Source organism: Hyphomicrobium sp., from assembly GCF_019753045.1.
In the GTDB taxonomy this organism is placed as follows: domain Bacteria; phylum Pseudomonadota; class Alphaproteobacteria; order Rhizobiales; family Hyphomicrobiaceae; genus Hyphomicrobium_B.
This window is the reverse complement of record NZ_JAIELN010000003.1, coordinates 1-24,989: the sequence shown is the minus strand read 5'-3', so window position 1 is coordinate 24,989 and position 24,989 is coordinate 1. Positions and strand designations below refer to the sequence as shown.

The following is a 24,989-nucleotide window of genomic DNA, read 5'->3' as shown; positions in this document are numbered from 1 at the left end:
ACGATGAAGATACTTGTACCAGTAAAGCGAGTCACAGACCCCAATATTAAGATCCGGGTCAAAGCTGACGGATCGGGGGTTGATCTCACCTCGGTCAAAATGGCGATTAATCCCTTTTGCGAGATTGCCGTCGAAGAGGCCATTCGTTTGCGCGAAGCGGGGAAGGCGCGAGAAGTGGTCGTGGTGTCCATCGGACCGACAGCCGCGCAGGACACGCTGCGAGCGGCGCTGGCAATGGGCGCCGACAGAGCAATCCTCATTGAAGCGGAGACCGGCGTCGAGCCGTTGGGTGTCGCGAAAGCCCTCAAGCGCATCGCGGAGGCCGAGAACCCCGACATTATCATCGTTGGCAAGCAGGCCGTTGATGACGACTGCAATCAGACGGGGCAGATGCTCGCCGCGCTCCTTGGGTGGCCGCAAGCCACGTTCGCGTCAAAGGTCGAACTGGGCGAGGGCGTCGCTACCGTCAAACGCGAAATCGATGGCGGTCTCGAAACGCTTGAATTGAAGCTGCCCATCGTGGTGACAACCGACCTCCGGCTCAATACGCCTCGCTACGCATCTCTCCCAAATATCATGAAGGCGAAGAAGAAGCCGATCGACGTGCGCAAGGCCGCAGACTTTCCGGAACTCGCGGATCTCCGGCTCGAGGTCCTTAAGACCATCGAACCACCCGGGCGAGCCGCAGGGATCAAAGTCAATTCGATCGCGGAATTGGTTCAAAAATTGCGCTCGGAAGCGCGAGTGATCTAGGGAGTTTGGCGATGAGAATTCTTGTGATCGCAGATCACGACGGGACCACCATGTCCGATGCGACCGCGCGTACGGTGACCGCCGCAACCACGATGGGCGGCGAGATTCACATCCTCGTCATTGGACACGGCGTGGAGGCCGTCGCAAGCCACGCGGCCAAGCTTCAGAGCGTAGCAAAAGTTCTGTGCGCGGATGCGCCATCGCTCGCGCACGGCCTTGCGGAACCGGTCGCCGCAATCGTGGCGCGCGTTGCAGGGGGCTACGACAACATCGTTGCCCCGGCTACCAGCTTCGGAAAAAGCATAGCGCCGCGTGTGGCCGCGCTTCTCGATGTGATGCAACTCTCCGATGTCACATCGGTCATCAGCGCCGACACTTATGAACGCCCCATCTACGCCGGCAATGCGCTCCAAACCATTCGCTCCAAGGATAAGCGGCGTGTGGTGACAATCCGGCCCAGCGCCTTCCCCGCAGTTGGAGAAGGCGGCACCGCGCCCATCGAAACCATCGAAGCCGAGACCGTTCCCGAACTTGTTACCTTCAAGGGCTCTGAAGTGACCAAGAACGAGCGACCGGAACTCACCTCAGCGAAGATCGTCGTTTCTGGTGGTCGCGGGGTGGGCTCCGAGGACCAATTCAAGCAGTTGGTCCTCCCGCTCGCCGACAAGCTCGGTGGAGCTGTGGGCGCATCACGTGCTGCCGTCGACTCGGGCTATGCTCCGAACGATTGGCAGGTGGGCCAGACTGGCAAGGTGGTGGCGCCGGATCTTTATGTCGCTCTTGGTATTTCAGGCGCCATCCAGCACTTGGCAGGCATGAAGGATTCCAAGGTGATCGTCGCGATTAACAAAGATGCCGACGCACCCATCTTCCAGGTTGCGGATTACGGCCTCGTCGCGGACATGTTCCAGGCCGTGCCGCAATTGATCGCCGAACTCGATAAAACCTGAGGACTCGCTCCTACCGGTTGTTCTCCGGCGTGATGAGTCTCACGTCCGCCTCTTTGCAACGCCGCAGGTATTCGACGATGGGTTCTTTGTCCGTAATGAGGACGTCGATGTCAGACAGTTCACATACGCGAACAGGTGCATTCCGGCCAAATTTTGTAGAGTCGGCGATGAACCAGGTTTCGTCCGCTTGGTTCATCGCCGCGCGACTGAACTCTGCCTCGAACAGATGGAAATCGGTCAGGTCCCCATTGGTGTTGATGCCGCCCATCGACATCACCGCGTAGCGCACCTTAAACTGTTTAACGAACTCAATCGAACCGGGGCCGAATGCGGAGGCATCTTCACCGCTCAGTTCGCCGCCCGCCATGAACACGCGATTGTCGTTCCGCGATGCCAACCGGCATGCGATTTCTGCTGAGTTCGTCACCACGACGAGCTGTGAATGATGCGCTAGTGCCTCGGCCACGTATGCGGTGGTCGTGCCGTTGTCGAGAATGATGCTGTCTCCGTTCTGGATCAGCTTCGCAACAATTTCGGCCACCGCCCGCTTGCCTTCTTCATGGACACTCATCCGCCGGCCAAACGGTGGCTCCTCGCTATGATCGGGTTTCATGATCCCACCGTGGAAGCGGACCACACTTCCCTGCTCCACCAGCGGCTTGATGTTCCGTCGGATGGTTTCAGTCGACACGTCCAGCTTTTCGGCGAGTTCCACGATACTCGAACTCCCGGCGCGTCGGACGGCCTGCAGGATCTCCGTTTGGCGTCTCAATGACATTCTAAGCGTCCCACCCGGCGTTGCCGTTCGATGCACATTAAACCTACAGAGCACGCGCGCGTATGAGGTTTTTTGTGGCATTTTCTGCTTGTCGACAACGAACCACCACACACCGGCACCTGGTCTTTTAGCTGATTTTCGCGCGATTCGTCGCCCGGAAACCCCTAAGCCACGCAAAATAGTCAACAGCACAATTTTTCGTCAATGTGGATTCTCGCACCACATTCAACTCTGACACCCTCGAATTCCCACATTAAGCCTGATTAATGCACATTTTTCGTTGACATTCGTGGTTTTTGGTTGCAAATCCGGCCGGTCTGAGTTGTCAGTAACGCAGACCAAATGTCGTCACGCTGTCACCTTGGGAGGAGACGCAATGGAACGGCTCTATAAGCTCTTGAAGCTCGCTGGCACTGCAACCGCCGCCGCAATACTGATGGCCGCGCCTCAGGCGACGGCCGCACCTGAATCGCAAGACCCCATCAAAATCACGCTCAACGATTGGTCCGGTCAGCTGATCTCGTCAAAGATCATGGGGTCGGTGCTAAAGAACGCCGGCTACAACGTTGAATATGTCCAAGCCGACTATCTGGCTCAGCTCACGGGCATGCAGTCAGGTGATCTCGACGTCGCCATGGAAATTTGGGCCACAACCGGCCGCGAGGCTTTGGAAGCGGCCGTGAAAACCGGCAAAGTCGTCAATTTGGGCGAGACGGGAATGGTCGCCAAGGAAGAGTGGTGGGTTCCCGACTATACATTCGAGGTTTGTCCAGGGTTGCCGGATTGGAAGGCGCTCAACAAATGCGCCGCCAAATTTGCTACGACAGAGACCGCGCCAAAGGGCAGATACCTCGGCGGTCCCGTGACCTGGGGCGGTTTCGACGAAGAACGCATCGCCAATCTGCCGCTCGATTTTACGGTTGTGCACGCAGGAACTGATGCGGCGCTCTATGCTGAGCTCGATGCGGCCTACGCGAAGAAAGAGCCGATCGTCCTCTGGGTCTATCAGCCCCACTGGGTGCCAATAAAGTACAAAGGGCACTTCATCGAATTTCCTCCGTACACGAAGGAGTGCTACGACAGCAAGCAGTACAATTGTGCGAAGCCCGGCGGCCCAGTGTGGAAGGCGGCCTGGGTCGGCGTTGATAAGAAGTGGCCCGGCGCCGGCAAAGTTATTCGCAACTTCAAGATCTCCAACGAAGAGATGGGCGAGCTTGTGAAGAAGGTCGACGTCGACGGCAAGGACCTCGACGGCGTCGTGGCCGACTGGATCAAGGCTAACGAAGCGACCTGGAAAAAATGGATCCAGTGATCCGATGAAGGGGTGCCGCGCATGGCGGCCCCCCTTTTTGTTTTTGAATCCTTTGTTTTAGCGCGGCCGGCGGAGTAACGTCGTGGTTCAGCCTATTATCTCATGCCAAGACGTGTGGAAGGTCTATGGGGGCGTAGCAAAAGCCGGAGATGGCGGTGCTTGCTCGGACGTCGTTGCCCTTAGGGAAGCGACGCTCGACATCTCCGAAGGCGAATGCTTCGTCATCATGGGTCTCTCGGGTTCGGGCAAATCGACTCTTGTTCGATGCCTCACACGACTTATCGATCCTTCTCGCGGAAAGATTGTCGTCGATGGCGCCGACATCACTTCCGCATCAGAGCGCGATCTGACCGCAATCCGCCGTCGAACGATGGGGATGGTGTTTCAAAATTTCGCCCTCCTGCCGCACCTCACAGTTCTCGACAACGTGGCGTTCCCCCTCGGCATTCGGGGCATCGAAAAGAAGGAACGTCAGGATCGGGCGCGTGTACTTTTGCAAACCGTTGGCCTCTCCGGTCGCGAGAACCATTATCCAAGCGAACTGTCGGGTGGCCAGCAACAACGTGTCGGCATCGCGCGGGCGCTGTCTTGCGATCCCAAGATTCTTTTCATGGACGAGCCGTTCTCCGCGCTCGACCCTCTCTTGCGCAGGGAACTCCAAGACGAATTTCTCCGTTTGCGCGCGAAGCTCAGGAAAACGATCGTCTTCATCACCCATGACTTTGACGAAGCGATCCGTTTGGCTGATCGGATCGCTATCATGAAGGATGGCGGCATCCTGCAGATCGGGACGCCAGAAGAACTTATCGTTCATTCGAAAGAGCCTTACGTGCGCGAATTTACCCGACACGTCGACAGGTCACGGGTACTGACTGCCAAAACGATCGCGCAGCCGGCCAATGGGCACGCGCCGACACGTTATGTTGATGGCGACGCGCTGCTCTATCAGTTCGCGAACGAAGTCCTTTCATCTAACGAGCCCGTGGGGGTTCGGCACCAGGGGGCAGTGATTGGCGTCCTCAACAAAAACGACGTCATCTCTATCCTTACATCGACCGACCAAAAGGCCGTTGCATGACGGAAGCGGTCGCAACAAGCGTTTCTTTGAACACGCGCTGGCGAGCCTGGGCGATACCCGCCGTTGTCGTGATCCTGGTTTGCGGATCAACCCTCTTGCCAGATGCGATGAAAGTTTACCCCAAAGCGTGGATCGTGCCGTTCATTGACTGGTTCCGGGAATTAATGGCTTGGCTGACCCAGGATACGCCGCAGATTCCAGGGTTGCCACCAATCAGAGAATTCACCCGAGCTTTTGCAGGCGGCCTCAATTACCTGCTGGATTTTTTCAAGAGCCTGTTCGCCACTGGCTTCCATTTCCGTCCTGGCGATGGCCCGGCGGATTTGCCGCCGCTACCCTGGTATCTCGTAATCGGCCTCGCGGCTTTATCGGGTTGGCGGCTGGGCGGACGAAAGCTCGCGATCATCACTTTTGTCGGTCTTCTTTTTATCGCTTTCACAGGCAATTGGACGTCAGCGATGTTGACGCTGGCCTCCGTCATCGTCGCAGCTGCCGTATCCGCGATTGCTGGCGTCGCGATTGGTGCCTTAGCCTATAGAAGCAAAACTTTCGACAGATTGCTGTCGCCGTTTTTGGACTTGATGCAGACGGTTCCCGTCTTTGCTTATCTTGTTCCCGCCCTGATGCTGCTGGGTTTCGGTCCTGCGGCGGCGTCAGCAGCAACCATCATCTACGCACTCCCTCCTATGATCCGCAGCACCGTGCTTGGACTGCGGCGAGTCCCGTCGGAAACGTCCGAATTCGGGCGCATCGCTGGATGCACGCCTTTCCAAATGATGATCAAGGTGCTTTTGCCATCCGCCCTGCCATCGATCATGCTCGGCATAAATCAGATGACAATGATGACGCTAAACATGGTGATCATTGCCTCCATGATCGGGGCTGGCGGACTGGGATATGATGTTCTGACCGCGCTACGCCGACTCGATATCGGAAGCGGGCTAGAGGCTGGCCTCGCGATTGTAGCGCTGGCGGTCATCCTCGACCGTCAATCGCAGGCGGCCGCGCAACGCTCCGGCGACCACAAACATGACGAGCAAGCCAGCTTCTTCATGCGACACCGCGTAACCCTGGCACTGATCGCGATAACCGCAGTCACATACGCAATCGGCCTATTCGAGCCCGCGACCGCTTACTTCCCGCATGACTTTGTGTTTTCCGCGCGTGCTTCGTTGAACGAATTCGCCAGATGGATCGCAGTCAATCTTTCAGGGCCGCTCAACTATATCAAAACGGCCTTCCTATGGACGGTGATGATCCCGACCAGGAACTTCATCGGAGGGCTCCCGTGGTTCGTTCCGCCTCTTCTCGTCGGCATAATCGGCTACGCTTTCTCGGGCTTCGCGCTCGCGCTGCTATCGAGCGTTCTGGTGTTGTCAATCTTCGCGGCGGGTCTGCAAGAACCAGCGCTTAACACGATTTACCTATGTGGACTTGGCACGATCTTGTCACTGCTGTTTGGCATTCCTCTTGGCATCTGGGGCGCCAAAAGCGAGCGCGCCCACGCGGTGCTCGGCGCGATCTGTGACACTCTGCAGACATTACCGTCTTTCGTGTACCTCATCCCCGTGGTCATGCTTTTCCGCGTGGGCGACTACTCGGCGCTAATCGCCATCGTCGCTTTCGCGATTGTTCCGGCGATCCGCTATACTGACTTCGGTATCCGGCGCGTGCCCAAGCATTACATCGAAGCGAGTCTCATGAGTGGTGGCACGCGCGAACAGGTGTTGCGCGAGGTCGAGTTGCCGCTTGCCGTCCCCGAAATCCTTCTCGGAGTCAGCCAGACCATCATGATGGCCCTATCGATGTTGGTGATCACAGCGCTGGTCGGCACTCGCGATCTCGGCCAAGAAACTTATATTGCACTCGCCAAGGCCGACGCGGGACGCGGCATCGTCGCGGGCCTCGCGATCGCCTTCCTCGCAATCGTAGCTGACCGCCTCGTCTCCGCCTGGAGCCATTACAGATTCCGTCAGCTGCATTTGACTTGAACAGATCCATCAAACGCTTTGTGGACGCATCGGAAAGGGAAGCCCAATGTCTCAATCGTTCGATCGCTACGCGCGCATCGTCATCATCGGCGGCGGCGCGATCGGCTGCTCCGTCGCATATCATCTCTCGCGGCGCGGAGAGCGCGACGTACTCCTTCTTGAGAAGTCCCAGATTACCAATGGCTGCACCTGGCACGCAGCCGGTCTGGTGGGCCAGCTTCGCGGCCGCAAGAACCTCACGCGTCTCATGCAAAACTCCGTGGCAGTATTCGACCGCCTCGAGGCAGAGTCCGGACAAGTTATCGATTGGAAGAAGGTCGGTTCAATCCGTCTTGCTTCGTCGCACGACCGCTGGAGCGAAATCCGCCGTTCAATGACGCTTGCAAAGAGCTTCGGCTTCGAATGCCATTCGTTGACGGCCAAGGAAGCCTACGATCATTTCCCTTTTATCGACCAGGAAGGCGTTGTCGGGGCGGCCTATATTCCTTCGGATGGCTATGTTGATCCCTACGCCCTCACGCATGCCTACGCCGCGACGGCGCGCAAGAATGGTGCGGTCATTCAAGAAGGCATTTTGGTCACCGGCATCATCAAGGAAGGACGGCGCGTGGTCGGCGTGACCACCAATCATGGCACGGTCGGATGTGAAATCCTCGTCAACTGCGCGGGCCTTTGGGCAAAACGTGTAGGTGACATGGCTGGCGTGGCGCTCGCCGCCGGCGTCGTGGAACATCAGTATTTCCTCACGGAAAAAAAGCTGGACCTTCCAAAGGCGCTGCCTACGTTGCGTGATCCCGACAAGAATTTTTATCTTAAGCCCGACGTTGCCGCGTTTGCGATCGGCGGTTGGGAAAAGGGCACAAAGGGATGCTGGCGTTCGCGTCCCCCCTTCGAATTTGGTCGCGAGCTTTTCCCGGAAAACATGGAGCGGCTCGAACTCTTCGCAATGCCGTGCGCAGAGCGCTTGCCTGTGCTCAATGAGGTTGGCATCCAGACCATCATCAACGGTCCGATTCCAGCGTCCGCTGATGGCGAGCCGATCATGGGGCTCGCGCCGGAACTCGACAACATGTTCGTTGCCTGTGGTTTCACCGCTGGTATCGCCGCGTCCGGCGGCGCCGGCGAAGCAATGGCAAACTGGATCATTGATGGCGATCCCGGCATGGACCTGTGGGCGTTCGACGTCCGCCGCTTTGGCCGTCCGCACAGTGTCGGACGCTTCCTCGAGGAACGCGCCATCGAGGCATACGGCAAATACTACAGCATCCATTGGCCCGCCGAAGAAAACGAGGCAGGACGCGGCTTGCGGCGTTCACCGCTTCACGAGCATCTCAAGTCCGCGGGCGCGATATTCGGCGCCCGCTTCGGCTGGGAGCGCCCTCTGTGGTTCCCCGCACCAGGCGTCGATCGGACGGAGGTTCCAAGCTTCGAAGGCAAGCCAAGTTGGTTCGACCATATTGGCACGGAGCATAGGCAAATCCGTGAGCGCGTGGCGTTGATCGATCAGACCTCCTTTTCGAAATTCACAATCGAGGGCCCCGGCGCCACGGACTTCCTAGAAAAAATCTGCACCGCGCGCATCGCCGGCACCCTTGGCCGCTGCATTTACACGCTTATGCTAAATTCCAAGGGCGGAGTGGAGGCCGAAGTCACCATTCTGCATATCGGCGTCGACAAGTTCGTAATGATCAGTGGTTCTGCGTTTGGCGTACGTGACTCGAATTGGGTCCGGCGACAGCTGCCGAAGGATAGTCCGATAACACTGAACGAAGTGACCTCAGCCTGGGCCGTAATCAACATCTGTGGACCCAAGTCTCGCGAAGTGCTGCAGGCGGTTTCGGACGACGACCTTTCAAACGATGCCGTACCGTTCCTCGCAGTCCGCGACATCGAAGTTGGCTACGTCCCTGTTCGGGCCGTACGCGTGGGTTACGTGGGCGAACTCGGATACGAACTCCACGTACCGACAGAATATGCAGCAATGCTCTATGAAACGCTCAAGAAGGCGGGAGAGCCTTTCGGCATCCGAGACGTGGGTTACCGCGCGATCGAGACCTGCCGCCTCGAGAAGGGTTACGTCTATTGGTCGGCCGAGATAGGGCCCGACTATGATCCAGTCTCCGCCGGTCTCGATTTCGCAATCGACCTCAACAAGGACTTTCTCGGCAAGGAAGCCTTGAAAGTTATCGGCGCTAATGGTCCGAGCCGCAAGCTCTGCGTCTTCACCCTCGACGACTTCGCACCTTTGCTCAGCGGCGAAACCATTCTTCGCGATGGCAAGGTTGTCGGACAAACCGCAAGCTGCGGTTTCGGTTACTCCATCGGCAAGATGGTCGCCTTTGGATGGCTTCCCGTGGAAATGGCCGACGAGGACTCTTTTGATATCGAGGCCTACGGCAAGAGTTACAAAGCAACGCGGCGCGGACGCACCCAGTACGATCCCGCCAACGAGCGGCTTTTGGCTTAGGAGGCGACTTTGGCACCCGTCAAATGGGCGAAAGAGGCTCTCGTGGGAAGCGGCCCCAAGACACGCTGGTTTATCCCTCCTTCAGAGGATGGATGGACCCAGCCGGTCATCATGGAATGGGAGCTCAAAGGCGAAGCGTGGACCGACTGTCACGCACACGACGAGTACGCTTACGTTTTGGAAGGCCAACTCTTCGTCTCATGCGATGGAACCGTTGTTGAAGCGTCTCCCGGCGAGCTGGTGCGGGTGCCAGCCAACATGCTCGGCCGCTACTGGGCACCCGAATACGCCAGATTGCTTGGAATTTACGCTCCCAATCCCTCGGGAGTAGCGATGTCCGATGCTACGTTCGAAAAGCTCAACCCATCCATTACCGAGGACCGTTCCGCTTGAGGACGCTTGCGAGGACCTGGCGCCTTCTTCTCGATCTTCTCCATCGAGGGGAACGGCGCCAGGCAGAAGGGCAGGATCACGCAACCACAAGAATAAAAAAACAAAATGGGAAAGACGCCATGAGCACTGAGCAAGAGCAAGCTCTAAGTACGCTTGCGTCCATCAACTACTATACCGACGATGAACTCGCGAAGACCTCGGTCTCACGAATGGGAGGCCTCACGAATAGGGTCTACCTGGTATCCAGCCCTCGCGGACGCCATGTACTCCGCATTCCCGGCGCAGGAACGGAAGAATACATCAATAGAAGCGTCGAATTGGTAGCGGCGCAGGCCGCGTCGGACGCAGGCATCAGTCCCAAAATCGTGGCGGCGACAAAGGCCGGTCTTTTGCTAAGCGAAGCCGTCGACAACTGCGAGACGATGACGGCAAAAACCTTCAACGCCAACCCCGGCGCCGTTCGGAAGGCTGGAGAGGCGCTGCGGCGGTTGCACGGGAGCGGCGCAAAGTTCGCCAACCGGTTCGAGCTGTTCACGATGATCGATGACTATCTGAAGATCCTGAGCACCAAGGACGTCGAGCTTCCGGAAGGCTATAATGAAGCCCTTGCATCAGCAGAGAGTGTGCGTCGCGCGCTAAATGCCCATCAGCTCCCTCTGGTCGCCTGCCACTGCGATCCCCTTTCCGAGAATTTCCTCAACACTTCGGACCGAATGTGGATCGTCGACTGGGAGTATTCAGGGATGAATGATCCCCTTTGGGATGTTGGTGATTTCGCCATTGAGGCTGAACTTACAAAAGAAAACGAAGAACATCTCCTTTCCGCATATTTTGAAGGCAATCCAACTCCAGCGGAGATGGGCCGCTATGTGATTTACAAAGCGATGTGCGATCTTCTTTGGACGCTCTGGGGCCTCATCCAGGTCGCGAACAAAAACACGGCCGATGACTTCAAAGCCTATTCTCAACGCCGCTTCGACCGCTGCCGCGCATTGATGAACACCACGGAATTTCCCGAACACATTCGCAATGTCAGCAAGGGAGATTGGCAGTGACACACGGGGCTAATTGTAGGTCGACTTCAATCCAGTGAGACGTTCCGGCCTGCTACCGTCGCGTCCGCCGATTCGTTGCAATGTCAGACGTTTTTCCCGAGCAAGCTGACGAAAACTTTGAAGGCCTCATACTCGACCAGTATGCTCCGCGACAGATCTTTGTCGCGGAAGGTGAGGGAGCGCGCTGTCTTCTGGATCTTTTTTCAAATTCGGTAGACGCGACAGCGAGAGGAGCACACTTTTTCTTGCTCTATGCCGATACCGCATCCCCGGGTCGCTGTTACGCAAAATCGCTGAAGGAAATCGAGTTCAAACACACAGAAGTCTATTCCGCCCGCCTCCAGTTAATGCGCAATATATCGGCATTTTCGGCAGCGCTCGGCCCATTCGATCGAGCATATCTCGCGGGGGAGGTCTGGTTCGTAGAGGCAGTTGCTCGGCTGCTACGAGACACAGGGCTCGAACAAACACAAATCATGTACGAGCGTTGTCCAATCACGTCTTGCAAGGTTACTTGCTCTTCCTGCGGAACCATAAACATCTTCGAAGATCCCGTTGGGCTCTGTAAATGTTGCGCAACGTCCCTCTATGTTTCGCCATTTTTCTCCACACTCACAAATAGCTTTTTCGGCCTAAAAAACGCTATTTCTGCCTCAACTGGCTAGGGAACGCCAACTCGTCCATTATATCGGCCTCGGGCACTACGATCTTTAGCGTCCCCTATTCAGTACTCTTTCGGCGTGTCGTCGAAGCCTATTCCTATCGAAAATTTCCATTATCGCTGCTAATCAGCTAATTCCGCCGGATGGGTGCTTACCACCCCAAACCGACATTCGAACTAGACGAAGTCGCAATCGCGCCTTGTCCGCAATGCCGAGAAAGCGGAAGTCGCCCCGATGTCGCAATGAGCACGCTCTGGGTGTCTACACTATAACTTGCTCAGCGGACACTAATTCCGCTCATTCTGGCAAATGCATCCAAACCCGGCGGCCTCGCAGACTAGAGAAAATATCGCTTGCGGATGCCCGGGTGCCTCGCGATTGCCCGCTCCAATTCCAGGATGGAGAAGTGTCTTTGCATCACGTCCCGTTTGTCGCAGACGCGATCCAGTTTGTCATAGAGCGTGGCATCAATCAGAGCAGACGTCATGACGCCGAACCCATGGGCACCATAGTGGTCGAGCATGTCGCCAACATCCACGAGCTTCGTGGCCCCAAGCGATGAGCCGTTGGTGACGAGCTTGCATTGGAAGATCCATTTCCGAGGATTGCCGCCCTGCCATCGCCGGACCTCATGAACCTCGATGTCGCGTCCGCCGTCCCTCGAACGAGACTTGCCGTGCTTGCGGATGGTGTTGGTATCGAAATTGGGGTCGGAATAGATCACGTCATAGCAGAGTTCCTCGAAGCGCTCGTCGGAGAGGGACGCCCAGTCGAGGTTCAATCTGTCGGACAAGCCCGCAGCAGCCGACAGCTTGTCTAGCAAGCCGGCAACGCCGTCCCGGACCGCCTTGACCGCAAAGAGATTCAAGTATCGGGTGTCATAGAGAAAATGCCTGTGCCTTCCATCGTTCACCAAGACGATGCTACCGGTCTCATGCACGAAGTATTCGGCACTCCGTTTCGCTATGAAGTGCTGACGCCAAGCGCCATCTTCGTTCCTCAACCCCTTGGGTGTGGTTGTATCGCCTAGCCAGCAATACAAATCTGATAGGTAATGGTCTTCATCTTTCGAATGAACCACGCTCGCACAAACCAATGACCGCAAATACTGGGTCGATGGAAACTCGATCACCTGACGTTCTGAGCAGACGAAGGCGCCTCCGGAAAGCATGAAGAGCTCTCCCTGCCTGAAGTCATTGAGGCGGAAGTGCTGACCGGAACGCGCGAAGAAGTCGTCGACTTCGATGGCCGCATCTATCACCCAGCCGTCATGGGAGGCATAGCAATCGCCGCCAATCCTACTGCTGTAAGCGCTTTTGAAATATCCAACTCGGCACTCCGGAAATGCGCGCATCTGGTCTTCGTAGAAATCCGGAGCTTCCGATTGGAACTCACCGTTTGCGGCCATCAGGTTTGCCAAGTACTGGTCAACGATGTCGGGAACCGCAGGCACGAGCGTCGGAAGCATGTCCTCGTAGTCGGCAATCTGGCCGCGAAGATCCTGCAACCGTCCCGTTTCCGAAGGGTCGACATCATAGTCCATGAACACTAGGGCACAATCGACCAGGGTTGCGTGCATGGATGATCTTGGCTGGTGAAGCTTGGCAATAATGTTGGGCTTGAAGTAGCCATCGCCCACGGTGGTCTCGATGCGCTCGGCATCGGTCGCGAGTTTCTCCAGCGCCCAGGAAGCATCGAGAAGATCGCTACAAAGGTCGATGTGCGAGTTGGAACTGCCGAAGCTTGGCAGCGGAATATGCACAATGACAAGATCGAGCCCGCGAAAATCGACCTCGTTGAGGTCAGGGCGATCCTCGGCGGAAAAGTCGACTTCTAATACCTTGCGTGGCCGATTCGTTGCTTCGCTCATGAACTGCCCGTTTGTGGCGGGTAAAGTGAGCCCGCGCTGATATCTGTCTTGAAGCACATCCACACACAGCGCCCGGTCGAAATTCGTCGAGCGAAATTTTTTGTTTCAGACGGCTCGCATCAGGAAGTCAGCACATTTGTCGATTAATTGATCAAGCTTTGGCTTTTGAGAGTTCTTCAACTGGCACTCCCAGACCACCATGGAGCGCCAACCTAGAGTACGAAGATTGCCTTGAGTCTTTTTGTCACGTGCTTTGTTGCCACAAATCTTTCGCTGCCAGAATTCGCGTCGCGTTTCTGGCCATTTGAAGCGATGGCACTCATGTCCGTGCCAGAAACAGCCATGGATCAACAGGACCGCACGGTATTTGGGGAAGACGAGATCGGGTTTGCCCGGAAGACGTTTGTCGTGTAGGCGGTAGCGGAAGCCGCGCCCATGCAGTGCGCGCCTTATGATCATCTCGGGGGAGGTGTCCTTACCCCGGATGCGGCTCATATTGAGCCGGCGCTGCTCTGGCGTCAGAACATCCATCGTTGATCCGCTCAGTCCTGCTTCCTGCGCCTCTTTTTTACCTCCTTCATCGATGCGGCGATGCCATCGCGGGTACCGGCGTCTTCATCGGGTTCCCACTCGCCCAGCTGCTCGAAGAAGTCCTCGTCACCGATCTCGGCGAGCCGCAGCTCAGTGTCCATGTCTACTTTGACAGCAAGCGGGAAACGGACAACCTGACCGCTCACGATGCCCTGGCCGGGGCCAAAACCTGGGATCATCCGGGCATCGGAGTCTGTGAGGTTCTCCATCACAGCCCTGACGAAGGTCTGGTCGCGTGGATTGACGAGGCGCAAGATCAGGAACGAATTGCACTGGGAGACGATCGTCTCGTCGAGCCGGCTTGGTCGCTGCGAGATCAGCATGAGACCCGTGCCGAACTTGCGGCCTTCCGTGATGATGCGGCGGATGACGGGTAGGGAGACAGCATCTTCTGTCCCCTCACGGGCAGATGGGATAAAGGTGTGGGCCTCCTCCACGACCGAGAAGAAAGGCGGAATGCGATCAGTGAGATTGGCGCGGAACTCGAAGAGGGTCTCCAGTGTCAGCGCGGCGATCGAGCACTGTGTAATGTGATCGTAGCCTGCGAGATACAGGATCGAGACTTGGCCGGGCTGGATGATCTTATCAGGCTCGGCGAACGGATTGGGGAGCGGCTCGAAAGGAAGCTCCTTGAGCTTCTTGCTGGCCCGCATCTGACTGCTCGTGCGCTGCATGCGCGCAAGGCGATCTCGCACAATCCTGAGGCCACGGGATACCGCGCCGATGGTGCCGCGCCAGTTGCCTGACGATGGCGCTCCAGCCGGACGCTGGCCGTTGTCGGACGGCGAGGAGATATCCTGGCTCGTCTGGCGCAGGAGACGCTCGATGTAGGATAGGGCCTGCTCGCCATCGCTGGCGCGGATGCGATCGTAGAGCGCGCGTAGATATTCGCTCTGGGCTTCGGTGAGTCCCGTCGTCATCTGCAGGATCAGCCGGGTGATCAGATCCTCGCCATCCTGCTGGATCAGAAGCTCGGGATAGAACAGCTTGATCGTGCAGTCCGGTGCTGCTTCTTGCAGCAACGGCACGCATCGCGAGAGGCCGATGTAATCGCCATGCGGATCGAGAATGAGCAGCGGATATCCGTGACCGATCAGCTCGCGAATGATGCGCCGAGCCGCCACCGTTTTGCCGCCGCCCGTCATGGCGAGAATGGCGAGATGCCGGGCCACCAGTTTGGGCGCGGACAGCGTGACCTCCACGTCCTGGCGCGCGATTAGGGTGCCTATGCGAATACGGCGCTCGTCCTCGACCTCGCCGATCAGCAGCTGCCGCACGGCCTCAGCCGGCGGATGAAAGACCGTGCAGGCCGGCTTCACGGGATAGGTAAGAGGGAAGAGGCTGGCGAGATTGATATCGGTGGTGGCCCCAAGGATAAGGGCAGAGGCCTCCAGCTGATCGCGCGTGTTGGCGAGCACCGTCGATTCCAGCGAAATCCCCTCCTGTGCCAGCTCCTGCCCGGCTTCGAAGGGAAAGAAGGGATTGAAGCGGCGAATATCCGTGATGCGCGCCCAGACGTAGATTCTTGCTCGGTCCGTGAAGGTGCCGTCCGGCACTTCCATGCTGAGCGCAACGATGTCGCCCACGCGCGCCTGATACTGCTTAAGGATGAACGTGAACTCCGAGATGCCGGCGTTGCCGACAACGGTGCCGACAGCGCGCCAGGATTGCTCCGGCGCATAGGCAGTCTCCGGCTGCGGAGCCGCATCGTTCATCTCATTCCCCCTATTTCATGATGCCAGGCCGCAACAGCCACTCGCGCCCTGTGCCGCAGAGCATGCGGCGAAGGGCATCGAAACTCCGCGTATCGCCAGAATCGAGGGCTCGCTTGAGTGCCTGAACGGTTGTGTATGTAGCGATCGGCCGCGTCATCCAGTTCGGGACCTTGGCGAACTTATCGACGATATCGAGCCCCACCGGAAAGGAATAACGCGGCAAGAGCAGCGAGCAGTGCGTCACGAGCGCAGCTGCCTGCTCGAACGATCCGAGATCCTTCTCGAACATCTCAAGCCGGATGGGCGCGCTCCACTCCGAGACCTGAACATAGGAGAGGAAAGGCTTGGGGTAATGCGCGATGTACTCATCACGCCAAGCGAGCGGGGCGCGGCGAAGCTCATTTCGGTCTACCACGACCGGCTTGAGCGCTTCGCCTGGCTCGAGGACGCAGCGGAACAGAAGCGAGTCGGTAATCCGCTGGCCTTCGCTCGCGGGATCGTCGCCGGGATCAATTGCGGCAAGGAACTCTTTCTTCCACTGTGCAGGCGGGACGGGAAGGAGCCTCGCGATCTCATGGTCGGCAAGTGAATCCAGAACCGAGCGGATAACGGACGATGTGGTGGCTTCGCGCTCGACCACGCCGCAGACGATTGGGGCTGAGTCCCGCAGCAGCTGGAGCTGGCGGAGATAGACGCTGATGAAATTGCGATCCCGACCGCTCCGCGTAGGCTCGCCGGGCAGTAGTTCCGAAAGTGCCGAATCCGAGAAATTGGGAAAGCGGTGTTTCACTCGGCCACCTGTCAGCCGCGTGAGCAGGCCTTCTTCCATGATGTCGGTGTAGCGGGAGACGGGATTGACAAGCGCACCGTGAACGAGAACCCACTGCACCTTGGGATAGTCGCGGATCATCTGGACGGCCCCAGCCGTCTCGACGGAGATCCGCGCCGCATCTCTGAGCGCGCCGGTATCAGGAAAGCTGTTGTCGTAAACCCCGCCCTCGCCCGGATCGTATAGTTCATCGATCAAGTGCTTGAGCATCGTGAAGTGCTCACGGTCTTCGCCGCTCTGGCCGGGCGTGACGAGATACCCGCCGACGCGCGCCGCGATCGGCGCGGACCCCAGCATCGAGAGATTCGCGAGTCCGCCATCGATGAAACCGACAGGCTTGCCGCTGAGGAGTGGCCAGAAGTCTTTATGGCTTTGCGGGATCGTTACGATCCGTGCGGTCGCCAGCAGAACCTTGCGAAGCTGATCGGCGAGCATCTCGACGATCTCGATGAAGCGCAGCTGGGCCGGCGCGGAGAGATCGCCTGCAACCTTGAACATCCGCTCCATGATGTGCGGGCTGCGGATCTTCTCATGAATCGTGGGTTTGCGAACGAGCTTGGCCGTCACAGGGTCGCGGGGCATCGGCGCAATCGGGGAAGGCTTGGGTCTTTCCCGCTTGGAAGGCCGCTTGGCGGGGCGGGCAGGCGGCGTGTGAACGGCGGGCTGGCAATACGGGGCCAGAGACGAAAAGCCCTCCGAGCCCCGCGAATAGACAGCCATGCTGTCCCGCAAATCCTTCTCGACTATCGCTGCCAGACCTGCGTGCGTAACGCGGTCGGTATTGCGCGAGACGAACGTGATTGATAGCGGTGCAGTCCCGTCATTGGCAGACCGGGAGCGGATCAGCACAAAGTCCTTGCTGTCCAGAACAGCGAAGGCATCGCCTTCAATCTTGGTGCCGCCGAGGCGCCAATTCTTGCCTGTCTTGCTGAGCGTGCGGGGCTGGTGAATGGTCTGATCACCGAACCTGACAAAGCATTCGAAGATAGCGCCACCGGCATCGAACACGCCAGGCGAGAGCAACTGGCGGGCAACGGGAACGGTGATGGCAATAGCGCGTTGCTTACTGGACATACCGGCTCGGTGCGCCGCGAACAGACCGAAGTCAGAGTCGGTCAGGGAGCGGACGACGATAACCTCACCGGGCGGCGTCGGCATAGCTCAGACTCCGGCGAACGCGAGCTGGGCGGGTGCTTGCCGCCTCTTTGGCATCAAGGCTTTGAGCACCGTCGTCGCCACGGCCTTTGCGAGCAGCGGCGGCACTGCGTTGCCGATTTGTCGGAAGGCGGGATTCATAGTCCCTGAGAAGCGGAAGCCGTCCGGGAAGGATTGCAGCCGCGCGGCTTCACGAACCGAGATCGTCCGCGCCTGCGCGCTGTCGTAATGGATGTGGCTGTAGCTGTCCTTACCCAGATGCGCCATGAGCGTCCGCGCTGGCAGATCGGGCTCCATCTTGCGCCACTTGTTGGGGAACTTAGTTGGATCATAGGGTGGGACGATGCTCGCCTTCAGCTCCAACCATTCTGTCGAGCCCTTTTTGGGGGCGCGATCCTGACGGGCGAGCTTGGCAAGGGCTTCATCGAACATCCGGAGAGCGGTCTGGTAGGCTTCCGGATACTGATCACCGGGCTGCAGGCGCGCAAACAGGGCGTAGTCGCGCGGCAAATAGCGGATGACGTGATCAGTTAATTGCGGAAGCCCTGCAAAACCGGGCCAACTCCGCATTGCCCTCCCATACGTGCTCATACGCCTTGGCGGTGCGTAGGGCATCGGCTCATCGAAGCGCCTTGCTCCCCGCCGCAGCTTACCAGAGACAAGCTGGGCTCGCGCATCGATTACAGGAAGATCAGCCAGAGCCTGTTTAGCGCTTACGGCTACTGGAAGCCGGGCCGATGCCGTCGGAGTGGCCTGAAAGTGGGACCGCAGCGAGTGCGCCTCGCGGGCGGCGAGATTTTTGAGCGCTACTGATCGCGTGCCTTCGTAACCCGAAGGGAGAGCGATCGTGTGGTCGGGAGCCGGAAAGCAAACATCCTGGCCGACACTCTCGTGCAGGGCAATCAGGAACATCCGCTCGCGCATCTGCGGCACGCCATAGAAGGCGGAGTTAAGGAGCGTGTACCCGCTAACATAGCCTCGGCTGCCCAGCACTTCGCAGATCTCTTCGGCGAGGTTGTGCCCGCCGTGATTGAGCATGTCCGGGACGTTCTCCAGGACGACGGCAAGCGGCTGGCAGGCTTCGACGTAGGCCAGATATTCGATGTAGAGGCGGGAGCGCGGATCATGTCGGAAGGCTTCCGGATGATCGGCGACCTCGCGGAGCTTAGAGCGCCCGACGCGCGCGAAGGCTTGGCAGGGTGGGCCGCCCACGATCACATCGAAGGCTGAGGCTGGATCGCCAAGATCCAGCTCGCGGCAAAGCTGCGCGGGCGTAGTGGTGGTGATGTCACGAGCCTTGCAGTGGCGCTCATTGCCACGATGGAAGTTGAGGCCGTGGGAACGAGCCGCGTCGGGGTCGAACTCGATGGCTGCTGCAATCTGCGCGCCGGAAGCGTAGAAGCCGAGCGAGAGGCCGCCGCAGCCGGAGAAAAGATCAAGGACGCGAGGAGGCGATCCGTCAGCCAGACGGCCAAGCTTGCGCCTTATCACCCGCGCGTCCATACCCCGATGTGCCCCTGCAGTGCCAGCCAGCGTTCGCCGCCAAATACGCGCGTGAGCCAGCCACAACGAATCGTGAACGATCGCAGTATCGGCTGGCAATGGCTTCCTAACAAGCAGGGATTGCACGGACAACCGCTGAACTGTTGAAGCCGGGGACGGCAGTGTCTGATGCGTTGCAAAGCAGTCCGGTGGATGGCTCTGACCGAGGATCTATCGGTCGAGGGCGCATCAGTTCGTTGTCGCGGAGCTCCTACCAAAGAACGGAGAGCCCGGCACCCTTTTGGCGAGTGCGCGGCGCGCGAGCCAGTCCAGGGAACATCGTCTTGGATGCGTCCTGGATCTCCGCCATTGCAGAGAGCAGCAGCTTCTCCGTTTACACGGTGAGGTACCAGAGCGGGTAGAGCTGCACTCCCACGGGATCTTCGAGGAGCAGCCGGATACTCATGATCCGCCCTGAGGTTGCGATTCTTCAGTTAGCGGACCTAGTGAGCGGCCGGTGCCGTGGCATGATTCGCGCTCGGCATTCCGCTCGCGTCGCCAGAGTGTGATTTTCTTCGCGTTCAGAACCCTAATTCCCATTGAAAATTTCTCTTATCGATAGTAATATCTCTAAGAGTTTCAATGAGTTATTGAATGTTGGACGCCTCGCCCATATCAGAGATCTCTCAATTCAACTCGGCCCGACTGTCGGAGGGCGCACGTCAATACGCAGCGAAATCATTCCGCTCTGGCACGCGCAGACAATATGCGACGGCCCTCAAACAGTGGCTCCAATGGCGGGGCCTTATGGACCTCGAGCCTGCCAACGCAATCGACGTCGCCAACTTCCTTGCAGAGCTAGCTACTGCTGGCAAAAGCATTTCAACGTTGAGGACCGCTATCGCCGCGTTGAGAGCGGGACATGCAGCAAAGGGCTGGTCGTTCGATACATCGGCTCCTCCAATTCGCCTCGTGATGCGCGGCATCGCCAATGCGGACTATCGACTGCCCGAGCAAGTCGAACCGTTGCGCGGAAGCACCCTGGCAGGCATCCTGGCCGCGATTGCTGAAGGCAATCCTTCGCCTCGTGATCTTCGTGACGCGGCCGTTCTCGCGATCGGCTACGCCTTCGCCCTCCGACGTTCAGAGGTCGTCGGTCTCGACTTCCAGCTATTGGGCCAAGGAAAGCAACGTGGCACCGGCGTGCTCAGCCTCGCCCCGGCGACGATCCAAATCACGTTCGCGATCTCGAAGACCTCACGCGGGATGTCAGAAGTTGTCTCAGTCCCGCGAGACGAGCTGACTTTGGCCGCATCGGCAATCGAAGCCTGGCTTGTCGCTGCCGGCGTCGAACCCGGGCAACCGGTATTTCAGCGGGTGTCAAAAGCGGGCAAGATCCAAGGCCGTCTTTCAGCTCAGACCGTCGCGGCAATCGTAAAGACCCGCATCGCTAAGCACAGCCGTTCGAAGAACGGCGCGCAGAGCTGCTTCGCTGAATTTGAAGCTGCACGTTTTTCTGGTCATTCGCTTCGGGTTGGCTTTTGCGTATCGGCAGCAGAGGCAGGTGCCGACATCCGATCTATCGCAAGCGTTACCCGACACCGATCCATGATCATGCCGGCGCGCTACTCCCAGCGCGCGGACCAACTCCGGGCGTCACCGCACCGGCTTGCAGGAGTGGGTCTTAAGGCGCCGGGAGGCAAAGAATGACAACAGTCGTTCGGTTTCCTCGAGCTCACCGCCCCGAGGGGCCTGATGCGGATATTATCGACACGCTCGCAGAGCTCTTGGAGAAGGCAAAGTCTGGAGAGCTGCAAAGTCTCGTCGCGTTGAGCGTTGGAAACGGCCCGCCCGAGCTCGCGATGAAGATGGTCAAGGGACACGCGGCGAGTCTGATCGGGGCACTTCATGTGGCGTCGTCAACAATAGCAAGAATGCTGGACGTAGCTCTCGAAGACGAGCCCGACGGTTCCGACAACGAGGAGGAACAATGACCTTCGGCTTGGGGAAGGATCCTCAGAATCCAACGTCCATCTCTTCCTCGAGCCCGAGGATTGTAACTTCGTCCTGGTCCGTTCAGCTTGATCCGACCCAGTATTGCCGCGTTGGAATTTCGCGGGGCGCGCCCCGCCGACAGGCAGGTTATCGTCGCTACCCTGCTTTGGCGCCGGGAAGCTGGTTTCGAGATCTGTCGCCCGATGAATTTCGGCGCCGTTACAACGATGAGATATTGAACCGGCTCGATCCCAAGCGCGTCATCGCCGACCTCGAAGGGATGGCCGAACGAAGGACCGTGGCCCTCTTATGTTTCGAGCCGCCGACGCCGGAGTCTCCGTGGTGCCATCGAGGTCTCGTGGCTCTCTGGCTCTATGAGACGCTCGCACTTCGAGTGAGCGAGTTTGGACAGCAAGGTTGCTGCGCCGCGCATCCGAAATTGCATCCGGCATTTCGTCGGGATGCACCGGCGCAGCACGACCTATTCGGCAGCAAATAGAGGTATTCGTTTTTCTCGTCCCAGCTAACTTCCAGGACGGTTCACCTCTTGGTGAATTCAGAGAATGGCTTGAATGACATGGGACGCCGAAAGCAACGGCGTGAGCTCGGCAGAGCACGTCCTGTTCCGATAGCGTTATGTCGGCCAAAGTTTGAAGACGACATGTTTGTCGCTCGCCGGGTTATGGAACGGCCCTTGGCGAGCACTGGTGGCGACAGGAGCGGCCGCATCGATATGTCCGCTACCTGACTAGCGGCGGTAAGGATCGGTCGCCAGCAAAGCCACCAAAGGCCTTTGACGCGAAATACGGGCAAGCGACAAATGCGGCCACAATCGCGGTAATCGGTAAATCTGATGAAACGGCGCAAAACTTTTCGTGAGGCGCCTTAGATCGCTCTCGCGCAGCTTTGGAAGCGTAGCCGGTTACGCGCGCACGCGCGCAGGGGTGTTCAGGATGTTCAGCTTCCTTCGCGCAATCGCGATATTTGGGGTAGTCGCGGAAGAGCCCGACGAAGGCGACGGCCTGCCGGAGCCGGAGACGGGTAGAGCTGTTCACTTAACGGAACTGGAAGGGTAGCAGCGGCTCGTGACGACGATGTGCGGTACTGTCTTCTCGCGGTTGAAAACCTTCGAGCGATTCACCGCCTCTTCTCGATGTTCGATCGCTTCTTGCAGTTCAGATAGACCTGCATACTGTTCTACGGGTTAGCTTCTCGGCACGAAAGCCGGGTTAGGCACTGGGGCGAGAGCCGGGTTAGGCGCCAGTATCTGGACTGGGTGAGGTTCTCGGCAAACCTGGGTTGGGCTCTCGCCGGCGCCGGGTTGGGCTTCCGGGTTGACCGCCGGGTTAGCGGTCCGGGCGACCAAATTCGCTCGGAGATCGCCGGATTAAGTTTCCGGAGCGACCCATATTTTCGAAGCGTCAATAGCATTGAATCGTCCCTCTTCAACCAGCTCCGGCAACGTGACCCGCCCGTAGCCGATAGCCGCGAAAATCCCGCGCTTCACGCATTTGCCGTCGCCGTCGTATTGGCTGAGAAGCCGCTTCAATCCCTTGTCAGCCCAGGCCAACGACGCGAGGCCTGCCGTCGTCAGATCGTTACGGGAAAACTCGGCGAATCCTTTCGCGCGGTGAAACTTCCTTAGAATGAACGTCGCCACGGGAATTTCGGCGGACAACCGAAATTTTCCCGTCTGAATGTGCCGCTGGACCTCGCCGAGCAGGTCGTCTGGGAATACGTATTGATTGGGCTTTTGCCGTTTCAATCCAGGCTGATTGCTCTTTTTGACGGTCAGGAGGCTGGCATCGCTTCGCTTTTTGTTCAAGGCGTAGACCATCCACGGCGAGAGGCCCGATCGCACCGCCAGCGGCCCCGGAAGCTTCGCATCGGTGCTTTTGCCATCGGCGCCCCTTGGGACCACGCCCCTCGGCCGCTTTGAGGTTCGAACCTCGCACCGCTCAATCACGTTCGGGTCGTTCGGCCTGTTCTTGAAGGAGCGCTCCGCGAGCATCAATCGCAGAAGGCCTGCTCCGTACAATCCGGGATTGGACGACGCCAGCGAGATGTATACGTGCTCGATCTGGGCGCGCCACGCTCTCAGATTGATCAACGTTTTTGCGCCCGAGTCCGATACCAGTCCACCTGCAGCGGCGATTTGCCGGAGGAGATCAGCATCCCGCCCGCGATGCCAATCGACCCATGGTACATCACCATTCGCGTTCCGCGAGGACAGCCCATCCGGGAAGTGACGTAGCCAAGTGCGGGATCCCAGATCAGGTCCGTTGGTCTCCAGGGACGTATCAGGTCCGGACGCAAAAACTTCACGGTCCGATCGTATCGAGCCTTTAACGACGTCTTCGGCGTCGCTTGGCGTATCCCCCATGTCGGAACTCCCATTCGAATGCTCACGCGTTCGCTGCCGCGCGGCACCGCCCAATACGGATATCGCGAAAAGCGACGAATTCCATTCCGACGAGAATGACAGCTCAAAAATACGCAGCCGATGAACAAATCGGACCGAAATTAGAATTCCGCAGCGGATTCAGCGCATCGAGAATTTGGAAAGTACAATAATATTGTACTTTGCTGTTTTTGCAGGCGTTTTCTCGCCAGTTTTATTCACAGGTTTATTCCGGTTGCGATATGCAGGAATTGCCAATTCGGCGCTGATGACGCTATTTGTCGGGCTAAGGACAGGTGAATAAATATTCCGAGGGGAGAAGATCGATAGATTGAGAGAATGGACGGCGTCAGAACAGAAAGAACCTTCGTAATAGCGCTCCGAAAATCAAAACACCGTTGCGATGAGTTGCTACAGCATGAAGTTTTCGCACAGACCTCAGGAACAACGCCGACTGTGCAAGCTCATCGGCGCAGCCGGGCCAAATATCATTCGCGACCGCATGCGCGGATCACGTCAATGCGCGCGCACCAAACATGTTCCGACAAATGCCTTGACCGTTGAACGCTCGCCGCTGCCGCAAGCGAAACCGAACCGTTATTTCACGCCGGCAGAGTGCCTTAGGCAGCTGCCGATCAAAATGTCGGAACGCGTGTTTCGGGAACGCGTTCGCGGACTCGGACTCTGCTATCGTCACGGTCACCAGATCAAACTCGACGCGCTTCAACTCTTGGCATTCATCGAGACACTGAAAACATGTCCGACCTCAAGCTCGACCTCCGTGCCGGCATCTGGCAAGTCACCGGGACGGTCAAAGTCCCGGGTCGGGCGCAAGGAGTCCGCGTTAGAGAAAGCACGGGCTTTACTCGCCGCCGCGACGCCGAAACCTACCGCGACAAGCTGCGCCAGGAAGTGATTGAGCGGGAAATCCACGGATCCGGCTACAGCCTGACGTTCGCCGAATGCTGCTTGATCTATTTGGAAAAGGGCGGCGAGAAGCGATTTATGTCGACCATCCTTGAGCACTTCGGGCCGATGCGCATCCGCGATATCACCGCTGACAAAGTGACGACATTCGCGCTTGAGAAGTACGGTCACCTGACCCCAGCAAGCGTGAAGCGGTTTTTCTACACGCCGCTCAACGCAGCCCTCCGCAAAGGCACAAGGGCTCATAATCTCCCGCCGATCTCGTTCGAGGCTCCAAAGGTTGAGAGGAAAACGGTCGAGTATGCCCCTCGGGGATGGTTCCCCGAGTTTTTTAATGCCGCGCATTTTCGGATCGCCGCCGCAGTGTTCTTTTTGACGACGACAGGCGCCCGTGTGTCAGAGATGTGCAATCTGACCATTGGCGACCTCATGCTCGACCATGAGGGGGGCCCCCGCGCGCTCTTGCGGAAGACGAAGAACGGCAAGCCGCGCGTGGTCGTGCTCGACCCCGTGCTGGTCAAAGCAATTCAGAGGCTCGTCGCAATAGATGGTGAGACCGCCCTAGAGAAAAGCGTCTTCGGTTAC

At 58.2% G+C, this 24,989-nt stretch carries 19 protein-coding genes; 12 read left to right on the top strand and 7 right to left on the bottom strand.

Annotated elements, in window-relative coordinates; translation table 11 throughout:
* The first annotated feature begins 3 nt into the window (after positions 1 to 3).
* Positions 4 to 753, top strand: coding sequence for an electron transfer flavoprotein subunit beta/FixA family protein (locus tag K2Q04_RS03255; protein WP_291159174.1), 750 nt, complete (start codon positions 4 to 6; stop codon positions 751 to 753).
* Positions 754 to 764: 11 nt separating this feature from the next.
* Entirely contained in the window at positions 765 to 1,703 is a 939-nt protein-coding gene (locus tag K2Q04_RS03250; protein WP_291159172.1) for an FAD-binding protein, read from the top strand.
* Positions 1,704 to 1,713: 10 nt separating this feature from the next.
* Here K2Q04_RS03250 and K2Q04_RS03245 read toward each other — a convergent pair whose 3' ends face one another.
* Positions 1,714 to 2,481, bottom strand: coding sequence for a DeoR/GlpR family DNA-binding transcription regulator (locus K2Q04_RS03245; protein ID WP_291159170.1), 768 nt, complete (start codon positions 2,479 to 2,481; stop codon positions 1,714 to 1,716).
* A 376-nt stretch (positions 2,482 to 2,857) separates the two neighbouring features.
* Here K2Q04_RS03245 and K2Q04_RS03240 point away from each other — a divergent pair, with 376 nt between their 5' ends.
* The 6 genes from K2Q04_RS03240 to K2Q04_RS03215 all read left to right on the top strand — a co-directional run bounded on the left by K2Q04_RS03240 (position 2,858) and on the right by K2Q04_RS03215 (position 10,777).
* On the top strand, positions 2,858 to 3,793 hold the full coding sequence (locus tag K2Q04_RS03240) for an ABC transporter substrate-binding protein (RefSeq protein WP_291159164.1): 936 nt from the start codon (positions 2,858 to 2,860) through the stop codon (positions 3,791 to 3,793).
* 82 nt (positions 3,794 to 3,875) lie between these two features.
* Complete coding sequence (locus K2Q04_RS03235; protein WP_291159162.1) at positions 3,876 to 4,871, top strand: glycine betaine/L-proline ABC transporter ATP-binding protein; 996 nt, start codon at positions 3,876 to 3,878, stop codon at positions 4,869 to 4,871.
* Positions 4,868 to 6,862, top strand: a complete 1,995-nt coding sequence (locus K2Q04_RS03230) for a proline/glycine betaine ABC transporter permease (protein WP_291159160.1) — start codon at positions 4,868 to 4,870, stop codon at positions 6,860 to 6,862. The genes K2Q04_RS03235 and K2Q04_RS03230 overlap by 4 nt, the downstream gene beginning before the upstream one ends.
* Before the next feature lie 46 nt (positions 6,863 to 6,908).
* Positions 6,909 to 9,329: an FAD-dependent oxidoreductase gene (locus K2Q04_RS03225; RefSeq protein ID WP_291159158.1), complete on the top strand. Its 2,421-nt coding sequence runs from the start codon at positions 6,909 to 6,911 to the stop codon at positions 9,327 to 9,329.
* A 9-nt stretch (positions 9,330 to 9,338) separates the two neighbouring features.
* Positions 9,339 to 9,722, top strand: a complete 384-nt coding sequence (locus K2Q04_RS03220; protein ID WP_291159156.1) for a cupin domain-containing protein — start codon at positions 9,339 to 9,341, stop codon at positions 9,720 to 9,722.
* Between the two features lie 119 nt (positions 9,723 to 9,841).
* A complete protein-coding gene (locus K2Q04_RS03215) occupies positions 9,842 to 10,777 on the top strand; it encodes a phosphotransferase (protein WP_291159154.1) in 936 nt (311 codons plus the stop codon).
* Between the two features lie 999 nt (positions 10,778 to 11,776).
* On the opposite strand, the gene K2Q04_RS03210 is transcribed toward K2Q04_RS03215, so the two are convergent.
* The 5 genes from K2Q04_RS03210 to K2Q04_RS03190 form a co-directional block, all read right to left on the bottom strand.
* Entirely contained in the window at positions 11,777 to 13,309 is a 1,533-nt protein-coding gene (locus K2Q04_RS03210) for a hypothetical protein (protein WP_291159152.1), read from the bottom strand.
* A gap of 105 nt (positions 13,310 to 13,414) precedes the next feature.
* Entirely contained in the window at positions 13,415 to 13,840 is a 426-nt protein-coding gene (locus K2Q04_RS03205) for a very short patch repair endonuclease (RefSeq protein ID WP_291159150.1), read from the bottom strand.
* 11 nt (positions 13,841 to 13,851) lie between these two features.
* Entirely contained in the window at positions 13,852 to 15,615 is a 1,764-nt protein-coding gene (locus K2Q04_RS03200; protein WP_291159144.1) for an ATP-binding protein, read from the bottom strand.
* 10 nt (positions 15,616 to 15,625) lie between these two features.
* The gene (locus tag K2Q04_RS03195) at positions 15,626 to 17,518 is read right to left on the bottom strand and encodes a DNA double-strand break repair nuclease NurA (protein ID WP_291159142.1); all 1,893 of its coding nucleotides are present in this window, start codon (positions 17,516 to 17,518) and stop codon (positions 15,626 to 15,628) included.
* Between the two features lie 87 nt (positions 17,519 to 17,605).
* Positions 17,606 to 19,102, bottom strand: coding sequence for a DNA cytosine methyltransferase (locus K2Q04_RS03190; protein ID WP_291159141.1), 1,497 nt, complete (start codon positions 19,100 to 19,102; stop codon positions 17,606 to 17,608).
* Positions 19,103 to 19,735: 633 nt separating this feature from the next.
* Between K2Q04_RS03190 and K2Q04_RS03185 the strand changes: the two genes are divergently transcribed.
* The 3 genes from K2Q04_RS03185 to K2Q04_RS22170 are packed head-to-tail and all read left to right on the top strand — an operon-like array spanning position 19,736 to position 21,575.
* The gene (locus K2Q04_RS03185) at positions 19,736 to 20,791 is read left to right on the top strand and encodes a tyrosine-type recombinase/integrase (protein ID WP_291159139.1); all 1,056 of its coding nucleotides are present in this window, start codon (positions 19,736 to 19,738) and stop codon (positions 20,789 to 20,791) included.
* Positions 20,788 to 21,075 (top strand): hypothetical protein, encoded by a 288-nt coding sequence (locus K2Q04_RS03180; RefSeq protein ID WP_291159137.1) that lies wholly within the window; start codon positions 20,788 to 20,790, stop codon positions 21,073 to 21,075. The genes K2Q04_RS03185 and K2Q04_RS03180 overlap by 4 nt, the downstream gene beginning before the upstream one ends.
* Complete coding sequence (locus tag K2Q04_RS22170; RefSeq protein WP_366935736.1) at positions 21,072 to 21,575, top strand: DUF488 domain-containing protein; 504 nt, start codon at positions 21,072 to 21,074, stop codon at positions 21,573 to 21,575. The genes K2Q04_RS03180 and K2Q04_RS22170 overlap by 4 nt, the downstream gene beginning before the upstream one ends.
* Before the next feature lie 888 nt (positions 21,576 to 22,463).
* On the opposite strand, the gene K2Q04_RS03175 is transcribed toward K2Q04_RS22170, so the two are convergent.
* Positions 22,464 to 23,459, bottom strand: coding sequence for a hypothetical protein (locus tag K2Q04_RS03175; protein WP_291159135.1), 996 nt, complete (start codon positions 23,457 to 23,459; stop codon positions 22,464 to 22,466).
* A gap of 774 nt (positions 23,460 to 24,233) precedes the next feature.
* Between K2Q04_RS03175 and K2Q04_RS03170 the strand changes: the two genes are divergently transcribed.
* Positions 24,234 to 24,989 (top strand): tyrosine-type recombinase/integrase (locus K2Q04_RS03170; RefSeq protein WP_291159133.1); only part of this gene is annotated, 756 nt, incomplete at its 3' end.

Coding starts and splice junctions, on each gene's coding strand:
- K2Q04_RS03255 (WP_291159174.1), top strand. CDS start 4: ATGAAGATACTTGTACCAGTAAAGCGAGTCACAGACCCCAATATTAAG.
- K2Q04_RS03250 (WP_291159172.1), top strand. CDS start 765: ATGAGAATTCTTGTGATCGCAGATCACGACGGGACCACCATGTCCGAT.
- K2Q04_RS03245 (WP_291159170.1), bottom strand. CDS start 2,481: ATGTCATTGAGACGCCAAACGGAGATCCTGCAGGCCGTCCGACGCGCC.
- K2Q04_RS03240 (WP_291159164.1), top strand. CDS start 2,858: ATGGAACGGCTCTATAAGCTCTTGAAGCTCGCTGGCACTGCAACCGCC.
- K2Q04_RS03230 (WP_291159160.1), top strand. CDS start 4,868: ATGACGGAAGCGGTCGCAACAAGCGTTTCTTTGAACACGCGCTGGCGA.
- K2Q04_RS03225 (WP_291159158.1), top strand. CDS start 6,909: ATGTCTCAATCGTTCGATCGCTACGCGCGCATCGTCATCATCGGCGGC.
- K2Q04_RS03215 (WP_291159154.1), top strand. CDS start 9,842: ATGAGCACTGAGCAAGAGCAAGCTCTAAGTACGCTTGCGTCCATCAAC.
- K2Q04_RS03210 (WP_291159152.1), bottom strand. CDS start 13,309: ATGAGCGAAGCAACGAATCGGCCACGCAAGGTATTAGAAGTCGACTTT.
- K2Q04_RS03205 (WP_291159150.1), bottom strand. CDS start 13,840: ATGGATGTTCTGACGCCAGAGCAGCGCCGGCTCAATATGAGCCGCATC.
- K2Q04_RS03200 (WP_291159144.1), bottom strand. CDS start 15,615: ATGAACGATGCGGCTCCGCAGCCGGAGACTGCCTATGCGCCGGAGCAA.
- K2Q04_RS03195 (WP_291159142.1), bottom strand. CDS start 17,518: ATGTCCAGTAAGCAACGCGCTATTGCCATCACCGTTCCCGTTGCCCGC.
- K2Q04_RS03190 (WP_291159141.1), bottom strand. CDS start 19,102: ATGGACGCGCGGGTGATAAGGCGCAAGCTTGGCCGTCTGGCTGACGGA.
- K2Q04_RS03185 (WP_291159139.1), top strand. CDS start 19,736: ATGTTGGACGCCTCGCCCATATCAGAGATCTCTCAATTCAACTCGGCC.
- K2Q04_RS03180 (WP_291159137.1), top strand. CDS start 20,788: ATGACAACAGTCGTTCGGTTTCCTCGAGCTCACCGCCCCGAGGGGCCT.
- K2Q04_RS22170 (WP_366935736.1), top strand. CDS start 21,072: ATGACCTTCGGCTTGGGGAAGGATCCTCAGAATCCAACGTCCATCTCT.
- K2Q04_RS03175 (WP_291159135.1), bottom strand. CDS start 23,459: ATGGGGGATACGCCAAGCGACGCCGAAGACGTCGTTAAAGGCTCGATA.